Source organism: Actinomyces sp. oral taxon 175 str. F0384, from assembly GCF_000223355.1.
Taxonomy (GTDB): Bacteria; Actinomycetota; Actinomycetes; order Actinomycetales; family Actinomycetaceae; genus Actinomyces; species Actinomyces oris.
Genome location: NZ_AFUR01000001.1, coordinates 1,216,133 through 1,237,321 on the forward strand (window position 1 = coordinate 1,216,133; position 21,189 = coordinate 1,237,321).

Consider the following 21,189-nt stretch of genomic DNA (forward strand, 5'->3'; position numbering starts at 1 on the left):
GATCAGACTCAATCAGTCGTCAGGGCGTTGGCCTGCTCATCCAGGTACCAGGTGGTCTGCTTTCCCCGGCAGCACGAGGCCGGTGCCTTAAGCACATCGGGAGCGCCCAGCCCCAGGCGGACCGCCTCGGCCTTGCCCTCACCGCCGGCCACCACCATGATCCGGCCGGCATGCTGCAAGGCATCGAAGGTCAGGGAGTAGCGCTCGGGAGGCGGCTTGGGCGAGTTGCGCACGGCCACGGCGGGAGCCTCCACCGCGAGCGCGGCCGGGTGCCCGGGGAAGAGGGAGCAGACGTGCGCATCAGGTCCCAGCCCCACGTGGACGACGTCGAAGCCGCCGTGGGCCACACCCGCCGACATAAGCTCGTGGGCCATGCGGGCGGTCGCCTCATCCAGGCCACCGACCTCGTTCGGAGCGGCCAGCCGGTGGGTCTGAGACTCCCTGATGCCTGCGGCGATGAGGGGAGTGGCCAGCAGATCGTTGCGTTCCGGGTCCCCGGCGGGCACGAAGCGCTCGTCACCGAACCACAGGTGGATGGCGCGACGCACCTCTTCGGGCTGGGCGGCGATGAGCGGCGCGAGGGCCTCAGACAGCGCCATCCCCCCGGAACCGCCTGTCAGCGCCAGGTGGGCGACTCCCCGGTCCGTCACCGCCGCGGCCAGGATTCGCACGGTGTCCTGGCAGGCCCTGCGCGCGGCGTCGCTCAGTGTGGGAAGCACGATGACCTCTGGCGTGGCGGCGGCCGAAGCCGCCTCCTGGATCTCAGCGATGGCCCGGGTGCGGGGGGTGCCGGTGTCAGTCATTGACGGGCTCCTCGAGCAGCGTGGCCAGGACCTCCTGGTAGACGAGGTCGGGGGTGAGCCGGCGCAGCTCCTCGTTGAGGGTGCTGACCGGCTCACGCCGCGCCATCGTGACCACCTGGGGCTCGGGGGAGCCGGGGCGCGTGATCGTGACCCGCTCCAGGTCATGGCGGGCGATGATGATCTCGCCGTCGTCGGTTCTGGCGGTAATGGAGGAGATGCCTTTGAAGTCCTCCTCATCGACTCTCGTGACCGGTACGTCCAGCCGCAGCCGCAACCACGCGATCATGAGGGAGAGCGAGGAGTTCCTCGGCTCGCCGGCCACCACGAGCTCTCGCAGGCTGCCCGCGCGCAGCAGCGGGTCCAGGGTGGAGGCCACCATGGCGCGCCACAGGGTGATGCGGGTCCAGGCCAGGTCGATGTCGCCGCGCACGCTCACCGGTGCCAGCTCTCGCAGCGCCCTGGCCGGGAAGTCCTGCGCGGGAGTGTTGGTGATGCGTGTGGAGCCAAGGCGTCCCAAGGGGTCCTGTGAGGGGATCTCGGGGACGGTCGTCGGCCACCACACGACCACCGGGGCGTCGGGCAGGAGGAAGGGCACCACCAGCGTGTCGGTGTGCAGAGCCGCTTCGTCCCAAGGCCTCAGAACCAGCGTCTCGCCGGCACCGGCGTCGTGACCGACACGGATCTCGGCATCCAGGTGCCCTCCGGCCTGGGCTGGGACGTGTCCGTCACGGCTGCGCGGAGTCACGCGACCGGCAGTGTCCTCCTCAGGCGGTTTGACGACGGCGATGATGCGGCTGGGGTGATCCCGGCTGGCGCCGTGCGCGGCGCACAGTGCATCCTCCAGGCCCTTCTCGTCGGTGGAGATCACGAGAGTCAGCACCCGGGAGGAGCCGGAGGTCCCCTCGTGCTCCACCAGCCGGGAGACGATCCGGGATGTGGTCGTCGCGGTCAGTGTGGTAATCATGAGCGCCTCCAGGTGCGGCCGTCGCGGGCAAGGAGTTCGTGGGCACTTACCGGCCCCCAGGAGCCGGGGCGATAGCCCTCGGGACTCCCACCGGCGCTCCAGTGCTCGATGACGGGATCGAGAATGCGCCAGGACAGGTCGACCTCGCGCTGGTGGGGAAAGAGTGGGGCGTCACCCAGGAGCGCATCGAGGATGAGGCGCTCGTAGGCCTCCGGGGACTCCTCGTTGAAGGTGGCTCCGTAGCCGAAGTCCATGGAGACGTCGCGCAGCTCCATCTGGGTTCCGGGCACCTTGGAGGCCAGCCGCAGCGTGATGCCCTCATCGGGCTGGATGCGCAGCACGATGGTGTTGGCACCCACGGCTGTGGTGGCCGCCGACTCAAAGGGCAGGAACGGCGGTTGCTTGAAGACGACGGCGACCTCGGTGACCCGGCGGGTCAGGCGCTTACCGGCGCGCAGATAGAACGGCACGCCGGCCCAGCGACGGTTGGCGATCTCCAGACGCAGGGCGGCGAAGGTCTCGGTGCGGGAGTCGGCGGCGACGCCGTCCTCCTCCAGATAGCCCCGCACCGGCAGCCCTCCCTGGAAGCCGGCGTCGTAACGGCCCCGGGCAGTGGTGAGGTCCAGGTCCAGCACCCCGTCGCGCTCCAGACGCACGCAGTTGAGCACCTTCTCCTTCTCCAGGCGCACCGCGGCCGCCTCCATGCTGGTGGGCTCCTCCATCGCGGTCAGTGCCAGGAGCTGGAGCAGGTGGTTCTGGATGACGTCGCGCGCCGAGCCGATGGTGTCGTAGTAACCGGCCCGGGTTCCGATACCGATGTCCTCGGCCATCGTGATCTGGACGTGGTCGACGTAGCGCTGGTTCCACAGCGGCTCGAACATCGTGTTGGCGAACCGCAGCGCCAGGATGTTCTGCACCGTCTCCTTGCCCAGGTAGTGGTCGACCCGGAAGACGTCGTCGGGACGCACGATGCGTCCCACGAGGTCATCGAGCTCTCGGGCGCTGGCGCGGTCGTGCCCGAAGGGCTTCTCAATGACCACGCGGCGCCAGGCCTCGGCCGACTCCTCCACGAGCCCGGAGCGGGCGATGCGCTCGGTGACGGCGGGGAACCACCCCGGAGGGATCGACAGATAGAAGGCTCGGTTGCCGCGCGTGCCCCGGGTGGCGTCCAGGTCATCCACCACGGCCGTGAGCCGGTCATAGGCGGCGTCGTCCTCGAAGGAGGCGAACTCCACGAAGCGCATCCCCGCTGCCAGCTGCTCCCAGATGGCGGGACGCCACGGGGTACGGGCGCCCTCCCGAGCCGATTTCTCCACGTAGGCGCGCAGGTCATCGTCGGACCAGGAGCGCCGGCCGACCCCCACCAGGGAGAAGCTGGGGGAGAGCAGGCCCCGGTTGGCCAGGTCGTAGATCGCGGGCAGGAGCTTGTGGCGAGCCAGATCGCCGGTGATGCCGAACATCACCAGGACGCAGGGGTCCGCGATACGCGGAAGGCGAAGGTCACGGGCGTCGAGAAGCGGGTTGACCGCCCGCGCGGGTCTCGACGACGGGAACGGAGTCGCAGAGTCGGAGCTGGACACGTCAGCCTTTCTGAGATTCGACGAACGGCGGACCAGGTGGCACCGACTGGTCGTCGGAGCACTGCGGCACCCTGAGCGGAGGCCCGGCCGGGGCCGCTGCACCGCCCGGAGGAACCGTGCTGGCCGCACCCGTCACTGTAACGCCACCTCAGGCGGCTCACCCGGCAGGGACAGGCCTGTCGTGAGCCGTCACACGCCGTTGTCGACACGTCTGAACCACGGACGGTCCTCGTGCGCGAGGACAGGACGCGGTAAGGTCACAGAGGTTGACAGGTGCGGGTGGTACTCATCAGCGTCGTGAACCGGAATGTTGACACGCCGTTGCCGTTATCGCAGAGCGCAACCATTATCCTCCGCACCAAGGCTTGGAATCGCAGCGCCGTCATGAGGGGGCTGCGGCACAGGAAAGGACGTCCATGAGCAGCTTCATCCCCGCACCGGCCACAGCCGACCTCGGTGTCTTCGGGCTGGGGGTGATGGGGGCGAACCTGGCCCGCAACCTGGCTCGTCACGGTCACGCGGTCGCCGTCTTCAACCGCACGCTGGCCCGCACCGAGAGGCTCATCGAACGCTACGGCTCCGAGGGCGACTTCGTGCCCGCCGCTGACCTGAAGGATTTCGTGGCCTCGCTGCGCACGCCGCGTGTGGCCATCATCATGGTCCAGGCCGGAGCGGCCACCGAGGCGGTCATAGAGGAGCTGGCCGCCCTCATGGAGCCCGGCGACATCATCGTCGACGCCGGCAACACGCTCTACACCGACACCCGGCGCCGCGAGATCTCCCTGCGTGAGCGCGGGCTGCACTTCGTGGGCATGGGGGTCTCCGGCGGCGAGGAGGGGGCGCTCAACGGCCCCTCGATCATGCCCGGTGGCACCGCCGAGTCCTACGACCGCCTGGGGCCGATGCTGGAGTCCATCTCTGCCCACGTGGACGGCACGCCGTGCTGCACCCACGTCGGTCCCGACGGTGCCGGCCACTTCGTCAAGATGGTCCACAACGGCATCGAGTACGCCGACATGCAGCTCATCGCCGAGGCCTACGACCTGCTGCGCCACGTCGGCGGGTTCACGGTCCCCGAGATCGCTGAGGTCTTCCGTTCCTGGAAGGACTCCGAGCTCGACTCCTACCTCATCGACATCACCACCGAGGTCCTGTCCCACACCGATGCGGCCACCGGTGAGGCCTTCGTCGACGTCGTCGTCGACGCGGCCGGGCAGAAGGGCACCGGCGTGTGGACCACCCAGACGGCTCTCGAGCTGGGAGTGGCCGTGCCAGCCATCGCCGAGGCCACCTTCGCACGCGCGGTATCCTCCTCCAGCGCGGCGCGGGCCGCGGTCCAGGCCGCTGACATCGCTGCAGGAACCACGCAGACGGCCCTGACCGACCCCGAGGAGCGACGCGGCTTCGTCGATGCCGTCAAGCAGGCCCTCTACGGCTCCAAGATCGCCGCCTACGCCCAGGGCTTCGATGAGATCGCCACCGCCTCCAAGCAGTTCGACTGGAACATCGACCTGGGTGCCATGGCCCGCATCTGGCGAGGCGGCTGCATCATCCGCGCCCGCTTCCTGGACGACATCACCCGTGCTTACGCCGAGAACCCCTCTCTGGCCAGTCTGCTCACGGCGCCGGTCTTCGCCTCCTCCCTGGCGAAGGTTCTGCCCGCCTGGCGCCAGGTCGTGGCCACCTCCGCCACCACCGGCGTCCCCGCCCCGGCCTTCGCCTCCTCCCTGGCCTACGTCGACCAGCTGCGCTCCCGGCGCCTGCCGGCCGCCCTCATCCAGGGGCAGCGAGACTTCTTCGGCTCGCACACCTACCACCGCACCGATGACGTCGAGGGCGTCTACCACACCCTGTGGGCCACGCCCGAGCGCACCGAGGAGAAGTGGGACTGAGGTTTGGCGAGGCCTGGTACCCACCTCGTACCAGGCTCGCTGAGGTCTCGGCCGCGACCGCATGCCGCTAGATTTTGCCGCATGACGACCGCCGCGCCCGCCCGCTCCGACAGCCCCACGAACCTGCGTCACGAGGAGGCCGCCTGGCGATCCTCCGTGTGCCAGGTGCCCTCTGCCCACGTGGCTGTCGATGTCACCGGGGCCATCGACCGCCACGAGGCCGCCTTCAGCGTGCGTTGCCTGATGGGCCTGGACATCAGGCAACGCGCCGAAGGACTCTGGGTGGACTTCGTGGGGCAGACGGTCGACTCCCTCAGCATCGACGGGCAACCCGCCCCGGTGACCTGGGACGGGGCCCGTATCGAGCTGCCCGTCCTCGACCCGGGCGAGCACACGGTGGAGATCACGGCGCGCGGCCTCTACTCCAACTCGGGTCAGGGGCTGCACCGCTTCCACGACCCGGTCGACGGCGCCACCTACCTCTACACCCACTTCGAGCCCTCCGACGCGCGCCGGGCCTGGCCGGTCATGGAGCAGCCGGATATCAAGACCCGCTTCTCGCTGGAGGTCAGGCACCCCCGCGGCTGGACGGTCATGTCCAACACCCGCCCGCAAGCAGGCGGATCGAGCCCCCAGGCCACCGGCACGGACTGCGGCTGTGAGACGACGTCCTTCGCCGCCTCCAGGCCCCTGCCCAGCTACCTCACCGCACTGGCGGCCGGCCCCTGGCACCGAGTGACCGGGCAATGGACGTCCCCGAGCCGGCCGGGCCTGACGATCCCGCTGTCGTGGTCCTGCCGAGCCAGCCTCGCCGAGCACCTCGATGCCGCTGAGCTCCTCGACCTGACCCGGGCCGGCCTGGACCTCTATGACCGGGCCTACGCCTACGGCTTCCCCTGGGACTCCTACGACAGCGTGCTCGTCCCGGAGTACAACCTCGGCGCCATGGAGAACCCTGGCTGCGTCACCTTCAACGAGGAGCTCTACCTCTTCAGGGGGCCGGTCACCCGCTCCCAGAGGGCCGGACGCGCCAACACGATCCTCCACGAGATGTGTCACATGTGGTTCGGCGACCTCGTGACCCCCACCTGGTGGGAGGACACCTGGCTCAAGGAGTCCTTCGCCGATCACCAGGGCACCTGGGCCGAGGCCGAGGCGGCCGGCTACACCGAGGCCTGGGTGAGCTTCGCCTCCACCCGTAAGGCCTGGGCCTACCTGGAGGACTCCCGGCCGGCCACTACCCACCCCATCGTCGCCCGGGTCGACGACGTCGAGGCTGCTCGGCAGGCCTTCGACGGCATCACCTACGCCAAGGGGGCCGCCGTCCTCAAACAGCTCGTCGCCCACGTCGGCCAGGAGGCCTTCTTCAAGGCCTCGGGGCTCCTCTTCGAGCGCAGAGCCTACGGCAACGCCTCCCTGGACGACTTCCTGCACGTGCTCTCCCAGGTCTCGGGCCGTGACATGCAGAACTGGGCTCATGCCTGGCTCCACACCGCAGGCCCCTCAGTCATCACCGACGAGCTGGTCGTTCATGAGGGACGCATCGCCTCCCTGACCCTGCAACAGGAGGGGATCGACCCGGTGAGCGGGCAGAGCGTGCTGCGTCCGCACACGCTCGTCGTCGGCCTGTACTCCTTCGACGGGGACGGAGCGCTGGTACGCACCCACCGCCTGCCGGTGGTCCTGGAGGCCGCGAGCCTCGACGTCGTCGAGGCCGTGGGTCTGCCCGCTCCCGATCTCGTCATCGTCAACGACGAGGACCTCACCTACGCCGTCGTGCGGCCCGACGACACCTCGCTGTCATGCCTGACCGCCTCGCTCGGCTCCCTGCGTGACCCCATGGCGAGGTCCTTGGCCTGGTCGATGCTGCACAACCTCGTCCGTGACGCGGTCATCGATGCGGCACTGTTCGTCCAGGCCGTTCTGGCACACGCCGACGATGATACCGAGCCGAGCACCCTGACCGTCCTGCTGAACCAGGCGCTGCGGGTCGCCTGCAGGTACGCCGACCAGCACACGCGTCGCGGGCTCCTGGAGCGCCTCGTGGCCGATGACTCGACCGGGCCCTCCACGGAGGGGGAGCCGGCCGTCCTGCCCGGTGGGTGGGGCAGGCTCCGTGCTGCCGCGCCGGGATCCGACGCCCAGATCGTGCGCGCCCGCGCCTGGCTGGAGGCAGCAGGGCAGGCGAGGCTGCTCGGTGAGGCGGGCAGTGCCCAGGTGGCCGCTCGTGCACGAGAGATCCTGGACGGAGCCCTGCCCGGACTGGAGCTGGACGCCGACATGCGGTGGCGGGCCCTAACCGCTCTGGCGCGGCTGGACGCCGTCAGTGCCAACGAGCTCGAGGTACAGCGAAAGGCGGACCCGACGGCCAGCGGCATCACCCATCACCTGCAGGCCTCCACCTCGATGCCCCACCAGGACCTCAAGGCCGAGGTCTTCGAAATGCTCCTCAGCGACACCACACTGAGCAACGACCACATCGACGCCCTCGTGGCCGGCTTCGCCGTCGACGCCCACCGTGAGCTGACCGCGTCCTTCACCCCTCGCTACCTCCGGGAGATCCAAGGGCTGTGGGCCGAGCGCGGTCAGGAGATCGCCACCCGGTTGGTCGTCGGGCTCTTCCCCTCCTGCGGGGACGAGGCGGATGCCCAAGCGGTCGAGGACTGGCTCGCGACACACCCCGAGGCGCCGTCGGCCCTGCGCCGACTCATCCTCAAGAGCCTGGACGACCTGCGACGCGCTCTGACCGCTCGACGCACAGGCTCTGCGGTTCTCTGAAGGGATCGGGCCATCTCCATCCCGTGAGACCTTTGTCCTAGCCTGAGTATCATCAATGCGGAGCCGTGACCTGTTTGAGACCTTCAATCGGTGCTCCCAGTCACCTCGCGGGCATCGTCGCGGGCGTGCAGCGGGTAGGCTGCTGGCCAATCATGGAGGGTCGCGTCGTGGTGTTGACTCGACGGCGGTGCAACGAACGGTATGGTGGTCCCTGAGGCGGCGCACCGGGCGCCGCAACGAACTGAGGGGCAGGAATAATGTCGAGCAGTCCGATCGAGCAGGATCCCTCCTCCACACAGACCTTCGGGGTCGTCGACGTCGCCAACGCAGTCGACTCCCCGGTGGTGGGGCTGAGCCAGCAGGACGCCGCCGCGATCGCTGCCCTACCGTCGGGAACGGCGCTTCTCCTCGTCCACCACGGGCCGACCACCGGTGCGCGGTTCCTCCTGGACGCCGAGGAGACCACCGTGGGGCGCCACCCTCGTGCGGACATCTTCCTCGATGACGTCACCGTCTCCAGGAAGCACGCGGTCTTCTCGTCGCTGCCCGATGGCGGGTACGGCGTCCGTGACTCCGGTTCGCTCAATGGAACGTATGTTAACCGCACGCGTGTGGAGCAAGTGGCGCTCCGCTCCGGCGACGAAGTCCAGATCGGCAAGTACCGGATGACCTACCACCCCGGCCCCCAGGGCGGAGCCGCGTCTCGGTGAGCGCTGCAACCGCACGAAGCAAGAAGCGAGACGCCCCCTCCTCCTTGCTTGAGGCCTCTGAGCGCCCGGCAGGCGAGACCTGGCCCCGCGGCATCTCTCGAGAGCCTGTGATGAAGATCGGACAGGTGGTGGATCTCCTCAAGGTGGAGTTCCCTGCCCTGTCGATCTCCAAGGTTCGCTATCTCGAGGGTGAGGGGCTCATCAGCCCTCACCGTGTCGGCAACGGGTACCGTCGCTACTCGCAGGCGGACCTGGAGCGGCTGCGATACGCCTTGGCGGTGCAGCGCGACGAGTACCTTCCGTTGCACGTCATCCGTGAGCGTCTGGCACGGCTGGACGCCGACGTCGAGGCCCCCGCCCCGCAGCCCGTCGCCCGGGTGGTCGCCCGGGATGGCCGGATCGTCGACGACGGCCCCATGGATCTGGAGGCGCTCCTGGCTCACTCCGGTGCCAGTGAGTCCCAGATCGAGGAGCTCGTCGCGGTCGGACTCATCAGTCCCGATGTTCGTGGACGCTACAGTCAGCAGAACCTCAGGACCGTGCGTCTGGCCATGGAGATCACCCGCAAGGGAGTGCCCCTGCGCAACCTGCGCGCGGTACGTGCCTCAGCTGAGCGGGAAGCGGACACAATCGACCAGGCAGTGGCTCCGCGTCGGTCACGCTCGCGCAGCGCCGGTGAGGAGACGGCTCGGGAGCTGGCCGAGCTCGTCGCGGATCTGCACACGATTCTGCTGCGTCGCGCCGTTGACGCGCTGGGCTGAGAGCGGGCGCGTGCACGCCCGGTAGGCGTCCAGCCGGCCGGTGGCACGTGTCGACGAAGGTCAGCGTGCATCGGTCGCGCGTTCCCGGGACAGGGGTGACCACCTCCCGTAGGGTTGGAACGTGCCCTTGATGCAGTTGGTGGGTGTCAGATCCACCGATCCTGATGACGGCTTGGTCGCCGTCCTCGTGGAGGACGGCGGACCGGCGATGCTGGCCATTCCGGTGACGGCGCACGAGGGGCTGGTGCTGCAGGCCCACGGCTCGCACCGCTCGCCCTCATGGCCCAGGCTCCTTGACGACGTCGTCGAGGCGCTGGGCGGTCGCATCGGGCGCACTGAGCTCGACGTCGACGATGACGCGCGTATCGTCGCCAGGCTCGTCGTTGAGACTCCTGCCCGGGCCAGCGGGGTGACGACTGTTGCCTGCACTCCGGGAGAGGGGCTGCTTCTGAGTGGATACCACCGGTTCCCGGTGCACGCCAGCAGCTCGCTAACGCGCCTGAGGGCTGTGGACCTCAGCGACGACCACGGTGCGGAGCGCCTCGAGCAGTGGCAGCGAGTGCTGTCGCAGACCGATGACCTGGCCGACGGCGACACGCGGGACTGATGTGACTGATGTGACTAGTGTTGTAATCTGCGTCACTTATGGACACTGCTGTCTTGTTGAAGAATCGGCTGCATCATGGGGAATAGTCGGTGTGTGGACCGCGACTGTCGACCTCACCTAGAGATTCATGCCTGACGGCACACCGAGATGGGGCGCGCCCTTCGTTGAGCATCGCCTCAAGTGGCCCTATCGTGGAGCCGTGGCCGCACGAGGCGGGCCGCCGCACCAGTTTCAGGTGCGTGTTCTTCCGGCGACAGGAGCAGGTCGTGAGCATGAATGAAGCCAGCGCGATAGCAAGGCCTCAGCGTACTCAGGGCATGCTGTTCGGTGACCCGCTTCCCCAGCTCGATGCCGACTCGGGCTACCGCGGGCCGGTGGCCTGCCGAGCCGCCGGCATCACGTATCGCCAGCTCGACTACTGGGCACGTACCGGGCTGGTTGAGCCATCGATTCGAAGCGCCAAGGGATCGGGCTCCCAGCGGCTCTACTCCTTCCGCGACATCCTGGTTCTCAAGGTCGTCAAGCGCCTTCTGGACACCGGGGTCTCGCTCCAGCAGATCCGTACGGCGGTCAGTGCCCTGCACTCTCGCGGTGTCGAGGATCTGGCCTCCATCACCCTCATGAGCGACGGCGCCTCGGTCTACGAGTGCACCTCGGCCGACGAGGTCGTCGACCTGGTCGCCGGCGGCCAGGGCGTCTTCGGCATCGCCGTGGGGCGGGTGTGGCACGAGGTCGAGGGAGCGCTGGCGGACCTCCCCGTCGATCACGCTCAGGCCCTCGGTACTCCTCTGGTTGAGGACGAGCTGGCCAAGCGTCGCGCCGCCAAGCGGCAGCAGGCCATCTGAGCACTGCGAGGCGCACATCATCAGAACGCCTGTTCGCTGAGGCTGGAACCGTGGAGACGGTTCCAGCCTTCAACGTACTCTGGCCGAGTCGATCCGATTCATGACAAGGCGAGTGTCGCTGCGGTGCAGCTTCCGGCGGCGCTCTCGCACCAGGAGGCAAGATGACTGGAGCGCCCACCCGTACCCTGGCCGACCTGAGGATCAGCCCCATTGGGCTGGGAGGCAACGTCTTCGGCTGGACGGCCGATGAGGCGATCTCCTTCGAGGTGCTGGACGCCTACCTGGACGGTGGCGGGAACCTCATCGACACTGCTGATGGATACTCCTACTGGGCTCCGGGGAACTCAGGAGGGGAGTCGGAGACCGTGATCGGTGCCTGGCTCGCCTCGCGTCCTGTTCGTGAGCGCGTGGTTCTGGCCACGAAGGTATCCACGAAGCCCGACCGTCCGGGTCTGAGCGCGGATAATGTCCGCCGGGCGCTGGAGGAGTCGCTGTCGCGGCTGTGTACCGACGTCATTGATATCTACTACGCCCACTTCGACGATGAGTCGACTCCGTTGGAGGAGACCGTTGGCGCCTTCGAAGAGGCTCGACTCGCCGGCAGGATCCGGCACGTGGGGCTGTCCAACTACACGCCTGAGCGCATCCGGCAGTGGTTCGCCATTGCTGACGCTCACGGGTATGCACGGCCCATCGTCCTTCAGCCCCACTACAACCTTCTCCACCGAGACGACGTCGAAGGCCCTGGCGCCAGGGGGCAGGTGGCGGCCGAGCTCGGTATGGGGCTCATGCCCTACTTCGCCCTGGCCGCCGGTTTCCTCACGGGGAAGTACCGTCGGGATGAGCCGATCAGTGGTGAGAGGGCAGGGATGGTAGCCGACTACCAGCGGCCCGAATGCTATGACGTCGTTGAGGCCGTCGCCAGGGTGGCGGCGGATCACGGGGTGGAGCCGGCAGCCGTGGCACTGGCCTGGCTGCGTGACCGTCCCGGTGTCACCGCTCCCTTGGCCTCGGCGCGCAACCTGAGTCAGCTGCGACCGATCGTGGAGGCGCTGACGCTCGAGATCAGCGACGAGGAGACCCGGGCTCTCACCCGGGTCTCCGATGCCGCGCGCGCCTGACCCGCTGCGGGGTCGGCCGGCAGTTACAGGGTGCGCCTGCCCAGAACGTAACGACGGCTGTATCCGTCGGAGAGGTCGGTGATGGTGACACGAACCAGGCCGGCCTCATCGACGCGGTAGTGCTCCTGAATCCGCGGACCGTGATCGCGCCGCTCCACCGAGTAGCTCCTCAGCTCCTCGTCGTCGACGTCCCGCAGTGAGGCCTCGAAGGGGAAGACGATGTCCTGGTAGGGGGCGATCTCGCCGCGGGGCTCACCGCCCTCGTCGACACCGGCGCACTCCACGAAGCGGTACCAGCCGATGTTGTGCGCCGCATCGTACTCGCGGGTCAGCACCGTGCCTTCCCGGCCCCCGGGCGAGGCCTGGACCGACTCGGGGCTCAGGATCGCGTCGAAGGTGAGACGGTGGCCGCCGTCGGCCTCGCGGAAGACACCGAAACCCCGTGAGAGCCGGTCGGTCAGGTCGTAGTCACTGGTGCGGTCCGCTGCGATTGCCAGGCCGATGGCCGTGGAGGCCCCGGGGTAGGGGGAGCGGTGAACCCGACGACCGAAGCGCTCCCGCAGGAGCCTGGGCACCAGGGGAAGACCGGAGGCACCGCCGACCAGGTAGACGCCGGCGATGTCGGTCAGGTCCGGGCTCCCGTCGTCCATCCTGCCAACCAGAGGGGCCATCGTGGCCAAGGACCGCTCAATGAGCGGTGTGCAGGCCGTGTACAGGTCGGACACCGGCAGGACGACGTCCTGGCCTCTGAGGATGATGAGCACCCGACGGCTCTGAGGGGTGAGGTGCTCCTTGGCGTCGCGGCACTGGTCCAACAAGTCATCGAGCTCAGTGGGGGAGAGTTCCTCCTCGGTGATGCCCGCCCGGCTCAGGGCCATCGTGGCCATGAGCAGGTCGATGTCGTCCCCGCCCAGGTCTCCCAGCCCGTGAGAGGCCAGCACCTCGTGAGACGTGCCGACGACGTCGACCAGTGAGGTGTCGAAGGTGCCACCGCCCAGGTCGTAGACCAGAACCCGGGTGCGCTTGGAGGAGACGGTGGTCGCCTTGCGGTGGGTGTACTCGAATCCGGCTGCACTGGGCTCGTTGAGCATGGCGGCGACACGGAAGCCGGCCTGCTGGAAGGCCTCAAGAGTCAGAAGACGCTGCGCCCCGTAGGCGTGGGCGGGCACGGCGACCACCACGCGGGCGCGGGTGATGTCGATGCCCCGATCAGCGAGCTCGGACTTCAGGTGACGGAGGTAACTGGTGAGAACCTCCAAAACGGAGAAGGTACTGTCTCCCAGCCGTACCGGCGTCGAGGCGGTCAACGTGGGGGAGGCCAGGACCCGCTTGAGGCTGCGCAGCAACGGAGCACCCTGGTGAGCTGCCTGCCTGGCGGCGAAACCGTGAACGAGCGTCCCCTCGTGCAGCGCTGTCAGCGAGGGGATGAAGTCGTGCTCGTCGCCGTGCTCGTCGGTGAAGCTGATAACGGGATAGTTCCCCCGGTCAGCACGCGCCACGACGGTACGTGTCGTCCCCAGGTCGATTCCCAGATCGATGTCTGTTGCTGACTCGTGGTCGATCCCCTGGTCGGGGAGGGTGCCGCTGCCGATGCTGTCCAGGCTCTTCGTCGTGTCCGCTGCCATGCAGTGACTCTATCGTGACGGGCCCTTCCTTCCGGGCTAAGCCGCCATGTTGCGAGGTACTTGTGGAACGTGACAATTGGCTCAGCGGTTTTGCCCCTGAGGTGGGACGAAAGACCGTGTTGCTGGGGAGTGGCCATGACGCGCTTATGAGACCTGGGGAACCAGTGCGAGGCTCGTATGCGATTGGTTAGGCAGCAGGGGGGTCGGCGGGTAACAATACTGGTGGGTTGCGCTCACGCGACCCGGACCTCCGCAGCCGTCTGCCAGGGCGGCCGAGAGGGTCAGCCAGATCTCCCATCGGGAACGGTATGAGCACCATTCTCTTCCTCGTGATCGTTGTCGTCGTGACGGCCCTCGTCTTCGACTTCACGAACGGTTTCCACGACTCGTCCAATGCGATGGCGACGTCGGTGGCGACAGGCGCCTTCACACCCAGAAGAGCGGTTCTGGTCGCCGCCGTGCTCAACGTCATCGGCGCCTGCCTGTCGACCGAGGTCTCCAAGACGATCTCGCACGGGATGTTCGACGACACGGTGATCGAGGCGGCGCCGGCCATGATCTTCGCTGGTCTGGCCGGCGCCATCCTGTGGAACCTGGCGACCTGGTTGTTCGGGCTGCCGTCGTCCTCGTCCCACGCGCTGTTCGGAGGACTCATCGGAGCGGTCGTGGTGGCAGCCGGGGTCCAGGGAGTCCACTGGGGGACGGTGATCTCCAAGATCATCCTGCCCGCCGTCATCGCGCCGGTGGTGGCCGGAGTGGCGGCAGCCCTGGCCACGACCCTGGCCTACCGCATCGCGCACCCGACCAACCCGTACTCCGAGAGACTCTTCCGCAACAGCCAGCGGGTCACCGCATCGCTGGTGGCGCTGTCCCATGGCACGTCTGATGGTCAGAAGACCATGGGGGTCATCACGCTGGTGCTGGTGGCCGGCGGCTACCAGGAGGCCGGTACCGGCCCCCACTGGTGGGTCATCGCCGCAGCAGGCCTCGCCATCGGCCTGGGCACCTACTCAGGCGGATGGCGCATCATGCGCACTATGGGGCGTGGGCTGGTGCATGTCGAGGCCCCGCAGGGCTTCGCCTCCGAGACCGCCTCGACGGTGGCGATCCTAGCCTCCTCCCATCTGGGATTCGCCCTGTCCACCACCCACATCTGCACCGGGTCGATCCTGGGCTCCGGGATCGGCCGGGGCACCAAGGTGTCCTGGAGGACCGCCGGCAAGATGGGGATCGCCTGGCTGGTGACTCTTCCGTGCTCAGGCCTGGTGGGGGCCGCCACGTCCTATGTCGCGGTCAAGGGCGGCGTGCCGGGCACGATCGTCGTCATCTGCCTGCTCATCCTGGGAGCCCTGGCCATCATTCGGCAGGCGAGCCACAACCGGGTGGATTTCTCCAACGTCAATGACGCCTCCGAGGTCGTCGTCGTCAAGCAGGATCCGGCACTGGGACGTGAACCGCGGACGCTGGACGAGGTGCGTTCCGAGATCGTCAACGGCGTGACGGACCAGGACAGTACGCATCGGATGACGACAGGATCCATGGCATGACCGGCATGGCGATCGACTGGGGCTCACTGGGGCTGGTGGCATCCGTGACGGTGCTGGGCACCACCTTCATCCTCACCATCTGCTCGCTGGCGGCCCGCATGCTGGCCACCGTGCATGCCAAGCACGAGGCCGGCGAGGTCGAAGGAGTGCGTCTGGCTCAGGTCCTGGCGGGTGTCTTCATCGCTATTGCCGGCGTGATCGCGTTATTCGGTCTGTGGCTTATCGTCCCGTACTTCCACTGAGAACCGCCTCGGCGCACGATAGTGGTCCTGCTAACATCCCTGCGTGACTGAGGACCTCAAACGCATGGCCCAGGATGCAATCGCCGCATCCGCAGCGGCCGATGACCCGGACTATCCCTGCTTCCACGTCGTCCCGCCGGTGGGCCGACTCAACGATCCCAACGGACTGCTCATCGACGGCGATACATACCACGCCTTCTACCAGCTCAGTCCCTTCCATCCTCACCGCAAGCTGGTCTACTGGGGGCACTCCTCCTCGACTGACCTGCTGCACTGGCGCCACCACGCGCCCGCCATCATCCCGGACTCCTCCTACGACCGCAGCGGTGCCTACTCCGGTAACGCGATCGTGCTGGAGGGCCATGAGGTCGATGCCGCCCCTGCTCGGGCTCCGTTCCAGCTGTTCTACACCGGGAACCTCAAGGACCCGGTTACCGATGAGCGCACCGCCAGCCAGTGCCTGGTGACCAGCGACGACCTGACTGACTTCGCCAAGTGGCTGGGTAATCCGCTCATCCCCACCCACGCCGAGGGCTACACGACCCACTACCGTGACCCGCAGGTCTTCCGGGATCCTGACCGGCCGGGGGAGTACCGAATGCTCATCGGGGTCCAGCGCGCCGATGAGACCGGCGCCGCAGTCCTGTACCGCTCCCGGGACCTGGTCTCCTGGGAGCTGGAGGGGGAACTGAGCTTCCCCGGGGCGGGAGGCGCCTTCGATGCCTTCGGGTACATGTGGGAGTGCCCCGGTCTAGTGCGGCTGAAGGATGAGGACACCGGCGAGGACTGGGACGTCCTCATCTGGTGCCCACAGGGCATCACCCCCGAGCGGGAGGGCTTTGAGAACATCTTCCCCTGCGTCTACACGGTGGGGCACCTCATGGGTACTGAGCTGCGAGACACCGACGGGGTCTTCCACGAGGTTGACCGGGGCTTCGAGTTCTACGCCCCTCAGGTCTTCGCCCGTCGTCCCTCCGAGCCGGGGCCGGTCCTGCTGACCGGGTGGGCGGGCAACGCCGCACAGGACGACCAACCCTCCATCGAGACCGGGCAGTGGGTCCACGCCCTGACCATGCCTCGGATGCTGAGTCTCAAGGCGGGCCGACTCATCCAGCGTCCTGCCGCCTCACTGCCGTATGACGCCGGGGAACCGGCCCTCGTGGGTGAGTGCCTGAAGGCGGGCCTCCACGAGGTCGATGACCTCAGCGGGCACCGCAGCTGGCAGCTGCGCCTGGAGGCGGACGCCGAGCAGACGACAGGGCCGTGGGGACTGCGGATCGGATCGGATGACTCGCACGTGGATATCACCCTGGATGGGCAGGTGCTGCGGGTGGACCGCTCCACCTCCCGCTATACCCAGCACGGATCGGTGCGCAGCGTGACGATTCCTGAAGGGTGTGCGCCAGTGCTGGAGGTCATTCACGACCGCTCGCTGACCGAGGTCGTCGTCGGTGACGGGGAGCTGGTCCTCACGCTGCGCAGCTTCGTCGACGTCAGCAGCACGGGAGTACGGCTGATGGTCGCGGAGGACCTTGCGTTGACGGCCGGCAGCACGAGGACTTTCGCATCGTCCTGAGACCTTCCCAGCCTCGCGCCACTATGGGAGAAAGGGGTCCTGAGCAGGGCGAAGGCGGGGAATAGATCAGGACCCTTCCTTCCGGTTGCAGGGTGCTCTAACTCACTGTAATGTGACGATCGATTGACATAGGTGTGGCTGCAGGGAGTCAGCGATGATCCCGACCGCTGGGTTTCCCCGCCCTCCCAGGTGCTGCGGCCCCATCACGAGAAAGGAAACCTCCGGGTGGCAATGGATCACGCCCGCGTGGCGAAGGACGTCCTGACATACGTCGGTGGCGCCGACAACATCAACGCAGCAGCGCACTGCGCAACGCGTCTGCGTCTTGTCCTCAATGACATGGACAAGGTCGACCAGAAGGCTCTCGACAAGGATCCCGACCTCAAGGGCACTTTCATCGCGGGTGGCATGTTCCAGATCATCGTCGGACCCGGAGACGTCGACCTAGTCTTCTCCGAGATGATCCGAACCGGAGGGGTCAAGGAGGTCTCCAAGGACGAGGCAAAGGAGCAGGCCGCCAAGGGCGGCAACCCGCTATCCCGCTTCATCAAGACCATTGCGGACATCTTCGTTCCGATTCTTCCCGCCCTCATTGCCGGCGGTCTCATGATGGCCCTCAACAACGTCCTGACCGCTGAGGGGCTCTTCGGTGACCAGGCGCTGACGGAGCGCTGGGGCTGGCTCAAGGACTACGCGGCCCTCATCAACATGATCTCGGCGTCGGCCTTCGCCTTCCTGCCGGTGCTCGTGGGCTACTCGGCGACCAAGCGCTTCGGCGGCAACGTCTATCTCGGCGCTGCTATGGGCGCGGCCATGGTCTCAACATCGTTGTTGTCCGCCTACAGCATGTCCGACCCGGAGGCGGCGGCGAAGTTCTGGGAGTACACCGGGGAGTCGTCGACCTGGTCCCTGTTCGGGCTGGAGGTAGCCAAGATCGGCTACCAGGCCATGGTCATCCCGGTGCTGTGCGTAGCGTGGATCCTGTCCGTGGTGGAGAAGTGGCTTCACAAGCGGTTGTCCGGGACCGCTGACTTCCTGCTGACGCCGCTGTTCACCATGCTGGTGACCGGGTTCCTCACCTTCATCGTCGTCGGACCGCTCACCCGCGAGCTGTCGATCTGGATCACGGACGGGCTGGACTGGCTGTACAACACGGCAGGTCCCGTGGGTGGTTTCCTCTTCGGCATCGTCTACTCCCCGATCGTGGTCACCGGTCTTCACCAGTCCTTCCCGGCGGTGGAGCTGCCGCTCATCGCTGACAAGGCCAGTACCGGTGGGTCCTTCATCTTCCCGATCGCCTCCATGGCCAATGTCGCTCAGGGTGCCGTGGCTCTGGCCGTGTTCCTCAAGACCCGCGACGCCAAGATGAAGGGGCTCGCAGGAGCCGGTGGTGTTTCCGCGCTCTTCGGTATCACCGAGCCCGCCATCTTCGGTGTCAATCTCCGACTGCGCTGGCCCTTCTTCATCGGAATGGGGGCAGCCGGTATCGGAGGCATCCTGGTGTCCCTGCTCGACCTGCGCACGCACTCCCTGGGGGCTGCGGGAATGGTGGGCTTCGTGTCGATGCGGACAACGGACATCCCCAAGTACCTCGCCGTGGAGGTGTTCACCATCATCATTGCCTTCGCCGCCGCCTACGCCTACGCCTCAACCCGCGGTAAGGCCTCCCTGGCCGGCGATGACGTCGACGCCGATGAGGCCGCCCTGGAGGCCGAGGCCATGGCCGAGCACGCCGAGACCGTCGAGCTGCCCGCTGAGGCCACTGAGGACTTCACCGTCACCGCTCCGATCCAGGGACGTGCGATCCCGCTGTCCGAGGTGGAGGACCAGACCTTCGCCTCAGGCATGCTCGGTCCGGGCATGGCCATTGCACCCGCCGAGGGGCCGGTCGTCTCCCCGGTCGACGGCGAGGTCCTCGTGGCCTTCCCGACCGGTCACGCCTACGGCCTACGATCCGCCAGTGGAGTCGAGCTGCTCATTCACGTTGGCATGGACACCGTCCAGCTCGAGGGCAAGCACTTCAGCCCCAAGGTCAAGGCCGGCGACAAGGTTCTGCGGGGCATGCCGCTGGTGGACGTCGACTGGGCCGCCGTCGGAGCCGCCGGCTACCAGACCGTCACCCCGATCGTCGTTTCCAACGCCCAGGGCTACGAGGGGATCGAGGAGCACGGTGCTGGAACGATTCACCGAGGTGATGCGCTCTTCGACGTCGTGCGCAAGGCCGATGACCCCGGTGCCGACACAACGGATGTTCAGGCCGACGCCGCTCAGGCCAAAGCCTGATCCAGTCAAGGATCGTCCGTGATTCGGATGCTCGTGGGCCCCGACCATCCAGGTCGGGGCCCACGAGCATCGTCAACGGATCACTAGGCGGTGCGGCCGGGCAGCAGCTTCACCGGCATGGGGGAGGGGCCTGCAGGTCCTCCACCCCGGGACCACCCGACTGCGTGCTCTGCGCGGAGACAGCGGTGGCCGAGTCGATCCGCTTCAGGAGCAGGTCGACTGCTGCCCGTGCCAGTTTGGTGATGGGTTGCTGGATCGTGGTCAGCGCCGGCAGGGCATGCCGCATGGCGACCGTCCCGTCGAAGCCGATCACCTTGAAGTCGTCCGGAATCCGCAGGTCGCGCTCGGCAGCCCACTCCATCACCTGCGCGGCAGCCAGATCGTCGGTCGCGAAGACCGCGTCAATGTCGTCGACCACGAGGTCGAGCCGTTCGCGGATGAGACGGGGGCGCTCACTGTTGGGGGTGTTGAAGTCGACGGTCAAGACCACCGGCTCGATCCCCGCCTGCTGGAGCACCTGGCGGTACCCCTTCTCCCTCAGGTTGTGGATTCCAGTGCGAGACGTCAGCAGGGCCGGACGACGCGCCCCCCGTTTGAGCAGGTGCTCGGCGGCGAGCCGACCGCCGGCCTCGTTGTCGCAGCGGACATTGGGGACGATGGGGGAGAGGTCCCGATCCACACTGACCAAGGGCAGGTGAATCGAGCTGTAGTCGGCAAGACCGTCATTGTGGGCGCTGGAGATGATGCCATCGACCCGGTGGGAGACGAGCAGGTCGAGGTACTCGCGCTCCCGATCCGCCTTGCCCATCGAGTTGCAGACGAAGGTCCGGTAGCCGCGCTCTGCGAGGAAGTCCTCGACATGCTCGGTCAGCTCGCCGAAGAAAGGCAGGGCAACGGTGGGGACGATCAGCCCGATTGAATGCGTCGACTTGCCGTGCAGTGCTCGGGCGATCTGATTGGGGCGGTAGTTGAGCTGAGCGATCGCCTCAGCCACCCGCTCCCGTGTCTCTTGGGAGAGGTAGCCGCGGTTGTTGAGTACGCGGGAGACTGTCGTCAGCGAGACGCCTGCAGCCTGGGCGACATCGGCCAGTGTGGGTTCGCGGTGTGACTCCACGAGTGGGTCCTCGAGCTCCTTCAGTCGGTCACGGTGAGTGCGATCTGCTGCCAAGCATATGCCTCGAGGGGGCCATTACCCAACTGACCTGCGTAAACGTGAGTGGAAGTGTTACGAGCCGGGCAGGATTTCGGCGTAGAAGGAGATCATGGCGCGAGCCATCCGGGCGTGTCCGGCGTCGTCGGGGTGGATCTGGTCGATGGCCAGGCGGTCCTCGTCACCGTTGATGGCCGTGCTCAAGGCATCGGTCGAGGTCAGACCCAGGGACGTGGCCTTCTCGTGCACGAGACGGCGGATGGCCTGGAAACGCGGACCGACCTCCAGGGAGGGGAAGTAGGGGGCGATGATGACCGGCGCGCCCCGCAGGCGTGTGGAGATGAAGCTGAGGTCATGGTCGATCGCCTGCTCGACCAGCTCACGCTGAGAGGGGAGGAAGGCGGCGTCGTTCAGGCCCAGGCTGATCGTGACGACGTCGGGCTCGCAACGCAGGACCGCCTCCAGCCAGGTGGTGTCACGGCACGACGGTGAGCGTTGCCCGCCGGGCAGGTGGCCCCCACGTCGTGCGAAGAAGCCCAGGCCGTCCGCCGCCAGGTTCACTTCCCGCCACCGCTGATGCTCACACACGAGCGAGGTCCAGCGATTACGAGGATGGCTCAGGGCTCGCCAACCGGTGGTGATGGAGTCACCGAGGAAGACAGCAGTGGGGAAGTGGTCGGAGTGCGGGATCGTGGACACGGCTAC

The 21,189-nt window shown here is 67.4% G+C and carries 16 protein-coding genes and 1 pseudogene; 11 read left to right on the top strand and 6 right to left on the bottom strand.

Features of this window, described 5'->3' with window-relative positions; translation table 11 throughout:
* Positions 1-8: 8 nt before the first annotated feature.
* From pgl to zwf, 3 genes are read right to left on the bottom strand one after another with little or no spacing between them, the layout of a single operon-like run.
* Positions 9-803, bottom strand: a complete 795-nt coding sequence (pgl, locus tag HMPREF9058_RS05135) for a 6-phosphogluconolactonase (RefSeq protein ID WP_004564926.1) — start codon at positions 801-803, stop codon at positions 9-11.
* On the bottom strand, positions 796-1,767 hold the full coding sequence (locus HMPREF9058_RS05140; RefSeq protein ID WP_004564925.1) for a glucose-6-phosphate dehydrogenase assembly protein OpcA: 972 nt from the start codon (positions 1,765-1,767) through the stop codon (positions 796-798). Before HMPREF9058_RS05140 ends, pgl begins: the two co-directional genes overlap by 8 nt.
* Entirely contained in the window at positions 1,764-3,347 is a 1,584-nt protein-coding gene (gene zwf, locus HMPREF9058_RS05145) for a glucose-6-phosphate dehydrogenase (RefSeq protein WP_009405821.1), read from the bottom strand. The genes HMPREF9058_RS05140 and zwf overlap by 4 nt, the downstream gene beginning before the upstream one ends.
* Before the next feature lie 416 nt (positions 3,348-3,763).
* On the opposite strand from zwf, the gene gndA reads away from it, so the two are divergent.
* From gndA to HMPREF9058_RS05180, 7 genes are all read left to right on the top strand, one after another.
* Positions 3,764-5,239, top strand: coding sequence for an NADP-dependent phosphogluconate dehydrogenase (gndA, locus tag HMPREF9058_RS05150; RefSeq protein WP_009747574.1), 1,476 nt, complete (start codon positions 3,764-3,766; stop codon positions 5,237-5,239).
* A gap of 81 nt (positions 5,240-5,320) precedes the next feature.
* Positions 5,321-8,017 (top strand): aminopeptidase N, encoded by a 2,697-nt coding sequence (gene pepN / locus HMPREF9058_RS05155; RefSeq protein WP_009406128.1) that lies wholly within the window; start codon positions 5,321-5,323, stop codon positions 8,015-8,017.
* Between the two features lie 257 nt (positions 8,018-8,274).
* Complete coding sequence (locus tag HMPREF9058_RS05160; protein ID WP_004564921.1) at positions 8,275-8,727, top strand: FHA domain-containing protein; 453 nt, start codon at positions 8,275-8,277, stop codon at positions 8,725-8,727.
* The gene (locus HMPREF9058_RS05165; protein ID WP_004564920.1) at positions 8,724-9,488 is read left to right on the top strand and encodes a MerR family transcriptional regulator; all 765 of its coding nucleotides are present in this window, start codon (positions 8,724-8,726) and stop codon (positions 9,486-9,488) included. The genes HMPREF9058_RS05160 and HMPREF9058_RS05165 overlap by 4 nt, the downstream gene beginning before the upstream one ends.
* A 130-nt stretch (positions 9,489-9,618) precedes the next feature.
* Positions 9,619-10,095, top strand: coding sequence for a DUF151 domain-containing protein (locus HMPREF9058_RS05170; protein WP_009747256.1), 477 nt, complete (start codon positions 9,619-9,621; stop codon positions 10,093-10,095).
* 317 nt (positions 10,096-10,412) lie between these two features.
* The gene (locus HMPREF9058_RS05175; RefSeq protein ID WP_009397704.1) at positions 10,413-10,940 is read left to right on the top strand and encodes a MerR family transcriptional regulator; all 528 of its coding nucleotides are present in this window, start codon (positions 10,413-10,415) and stop codon (positions 10,938-10,940) included.
* A gap of 161 nt (positions 10,941-11,101) precedes the next feature.
* Positions 11,102-12,061, top strand: coding sequence for an aldo/keto reductase (locus HMPREF9058_RS05180; RefSeq protein ID WP_009747253.1), 960 nt, complete (start codon positions 11,102-11,104; stop codon positions 12,059-12,061).
* 23 nt (positions 12,062-12,084) lie between these two features.
* On the opposite strand, the gene HMPREF9058_RS05185 is transcribed toward HMPREF9058_RS05180, so the two are convergent.
* Entirely contained in the window at positions 12,085-13,686 is a 1,602-nt protein-coding gene (locus HMPREF9058_RS05185) for an Hsp70 family protein (protein ID WP_009406231.1), read from the bottom strand.
* A 308-nt stretch (positions 13,687-13,994) separates the two neighbouring features.
* Between HMPREF9058_RS05185 and HMPREF9058_RS05190 the strand changes: the two genes are divergently transcribed.
* The 4 genes from HMPREF9058_RS05190 to HMPREF9058_RS05205 all read left to right on the top strand — a co-directional run bounded on the left by HMPREF9058_RS05190 (position 13,995) and on the right by HMPREF9058_RS05205 (position 19,334).
* Positions 13,995-15,233, top strand: a complete 1,239-nt coding sequence (locus HMPREF9058_RS05190) for an inorganic phosphate transporter (RefSeq protein WP_009747383.1) — start codon at positions 13,995-13,997, stop codon at positions 15,231-15,233.
* Positions 15,230-15,475: a hypothetical protein gene (locus tag HMPREF9058_RS05195; RefSeq protein WP_009405436.1), complete on the top strand. Its 246-nt coding sequence runs from the start codon at positions 15,230-15,232 to the stop codon at positions 15,473-15,475. Before HMPREF9058_RS05190 ends, HMPREF9058_RS05195 begins: the two co-directional genes overlap by 4 nt.
* Positions 15,476-15,518: 43 nt before the next feature.
* Positions 15,519-17,051 (top strand): glycoside hydrolase family 32 protein, encoded by a 1,533-nt coding sequence (locus tag HMPREF9058_RS05200; protein ID WP_043537651.1) that lies wholly within the window; start codon positions 15,519-15,521, stop codon positions 17,049-17,051.
* A 231-nt stretch (positions 17,052-17,282) separates the two neighbouring features.
* Complete coding sequence (locus HMPREF9058_RS05205; protein WP_175284694.1) at positions 17,283-19,334, top strand: sucrose-specific PTS transporter subunit IIBC; 2,052 nt, start codon at positions 17,283-17,285, stop codon at positions 19,332-19,334.
* 83 nt (positions 19,335-19,417) lie between these two features.
* Here HMPREF9058_RS05205 and HMPREF9058_RS05210 read toward each other — a convergent pair.
* Positions 19,418-20,448, bottom strand: a pseudogene (locus tag HMPREF9058_RS05210) (LacI family DNA-binding transcriptional regulator).
* A gap of 111 nt (positions 20,449-20,559) precedes the next feature.
* Positions 20,560-21,183: an SGNH/GDSL hydrolase family protein gene (locus HMPREF9058_RS05215; protein ID WP_009406589.1), complete on the bottom strand. Its 624-nt coding sequence runs from the start codon at positions 21,181-21,183 to the stop codon at positions 20,560-20,562.
* Between the last annotated feature and the right edge of the window lie 6 nt (positions 21,184-21,189).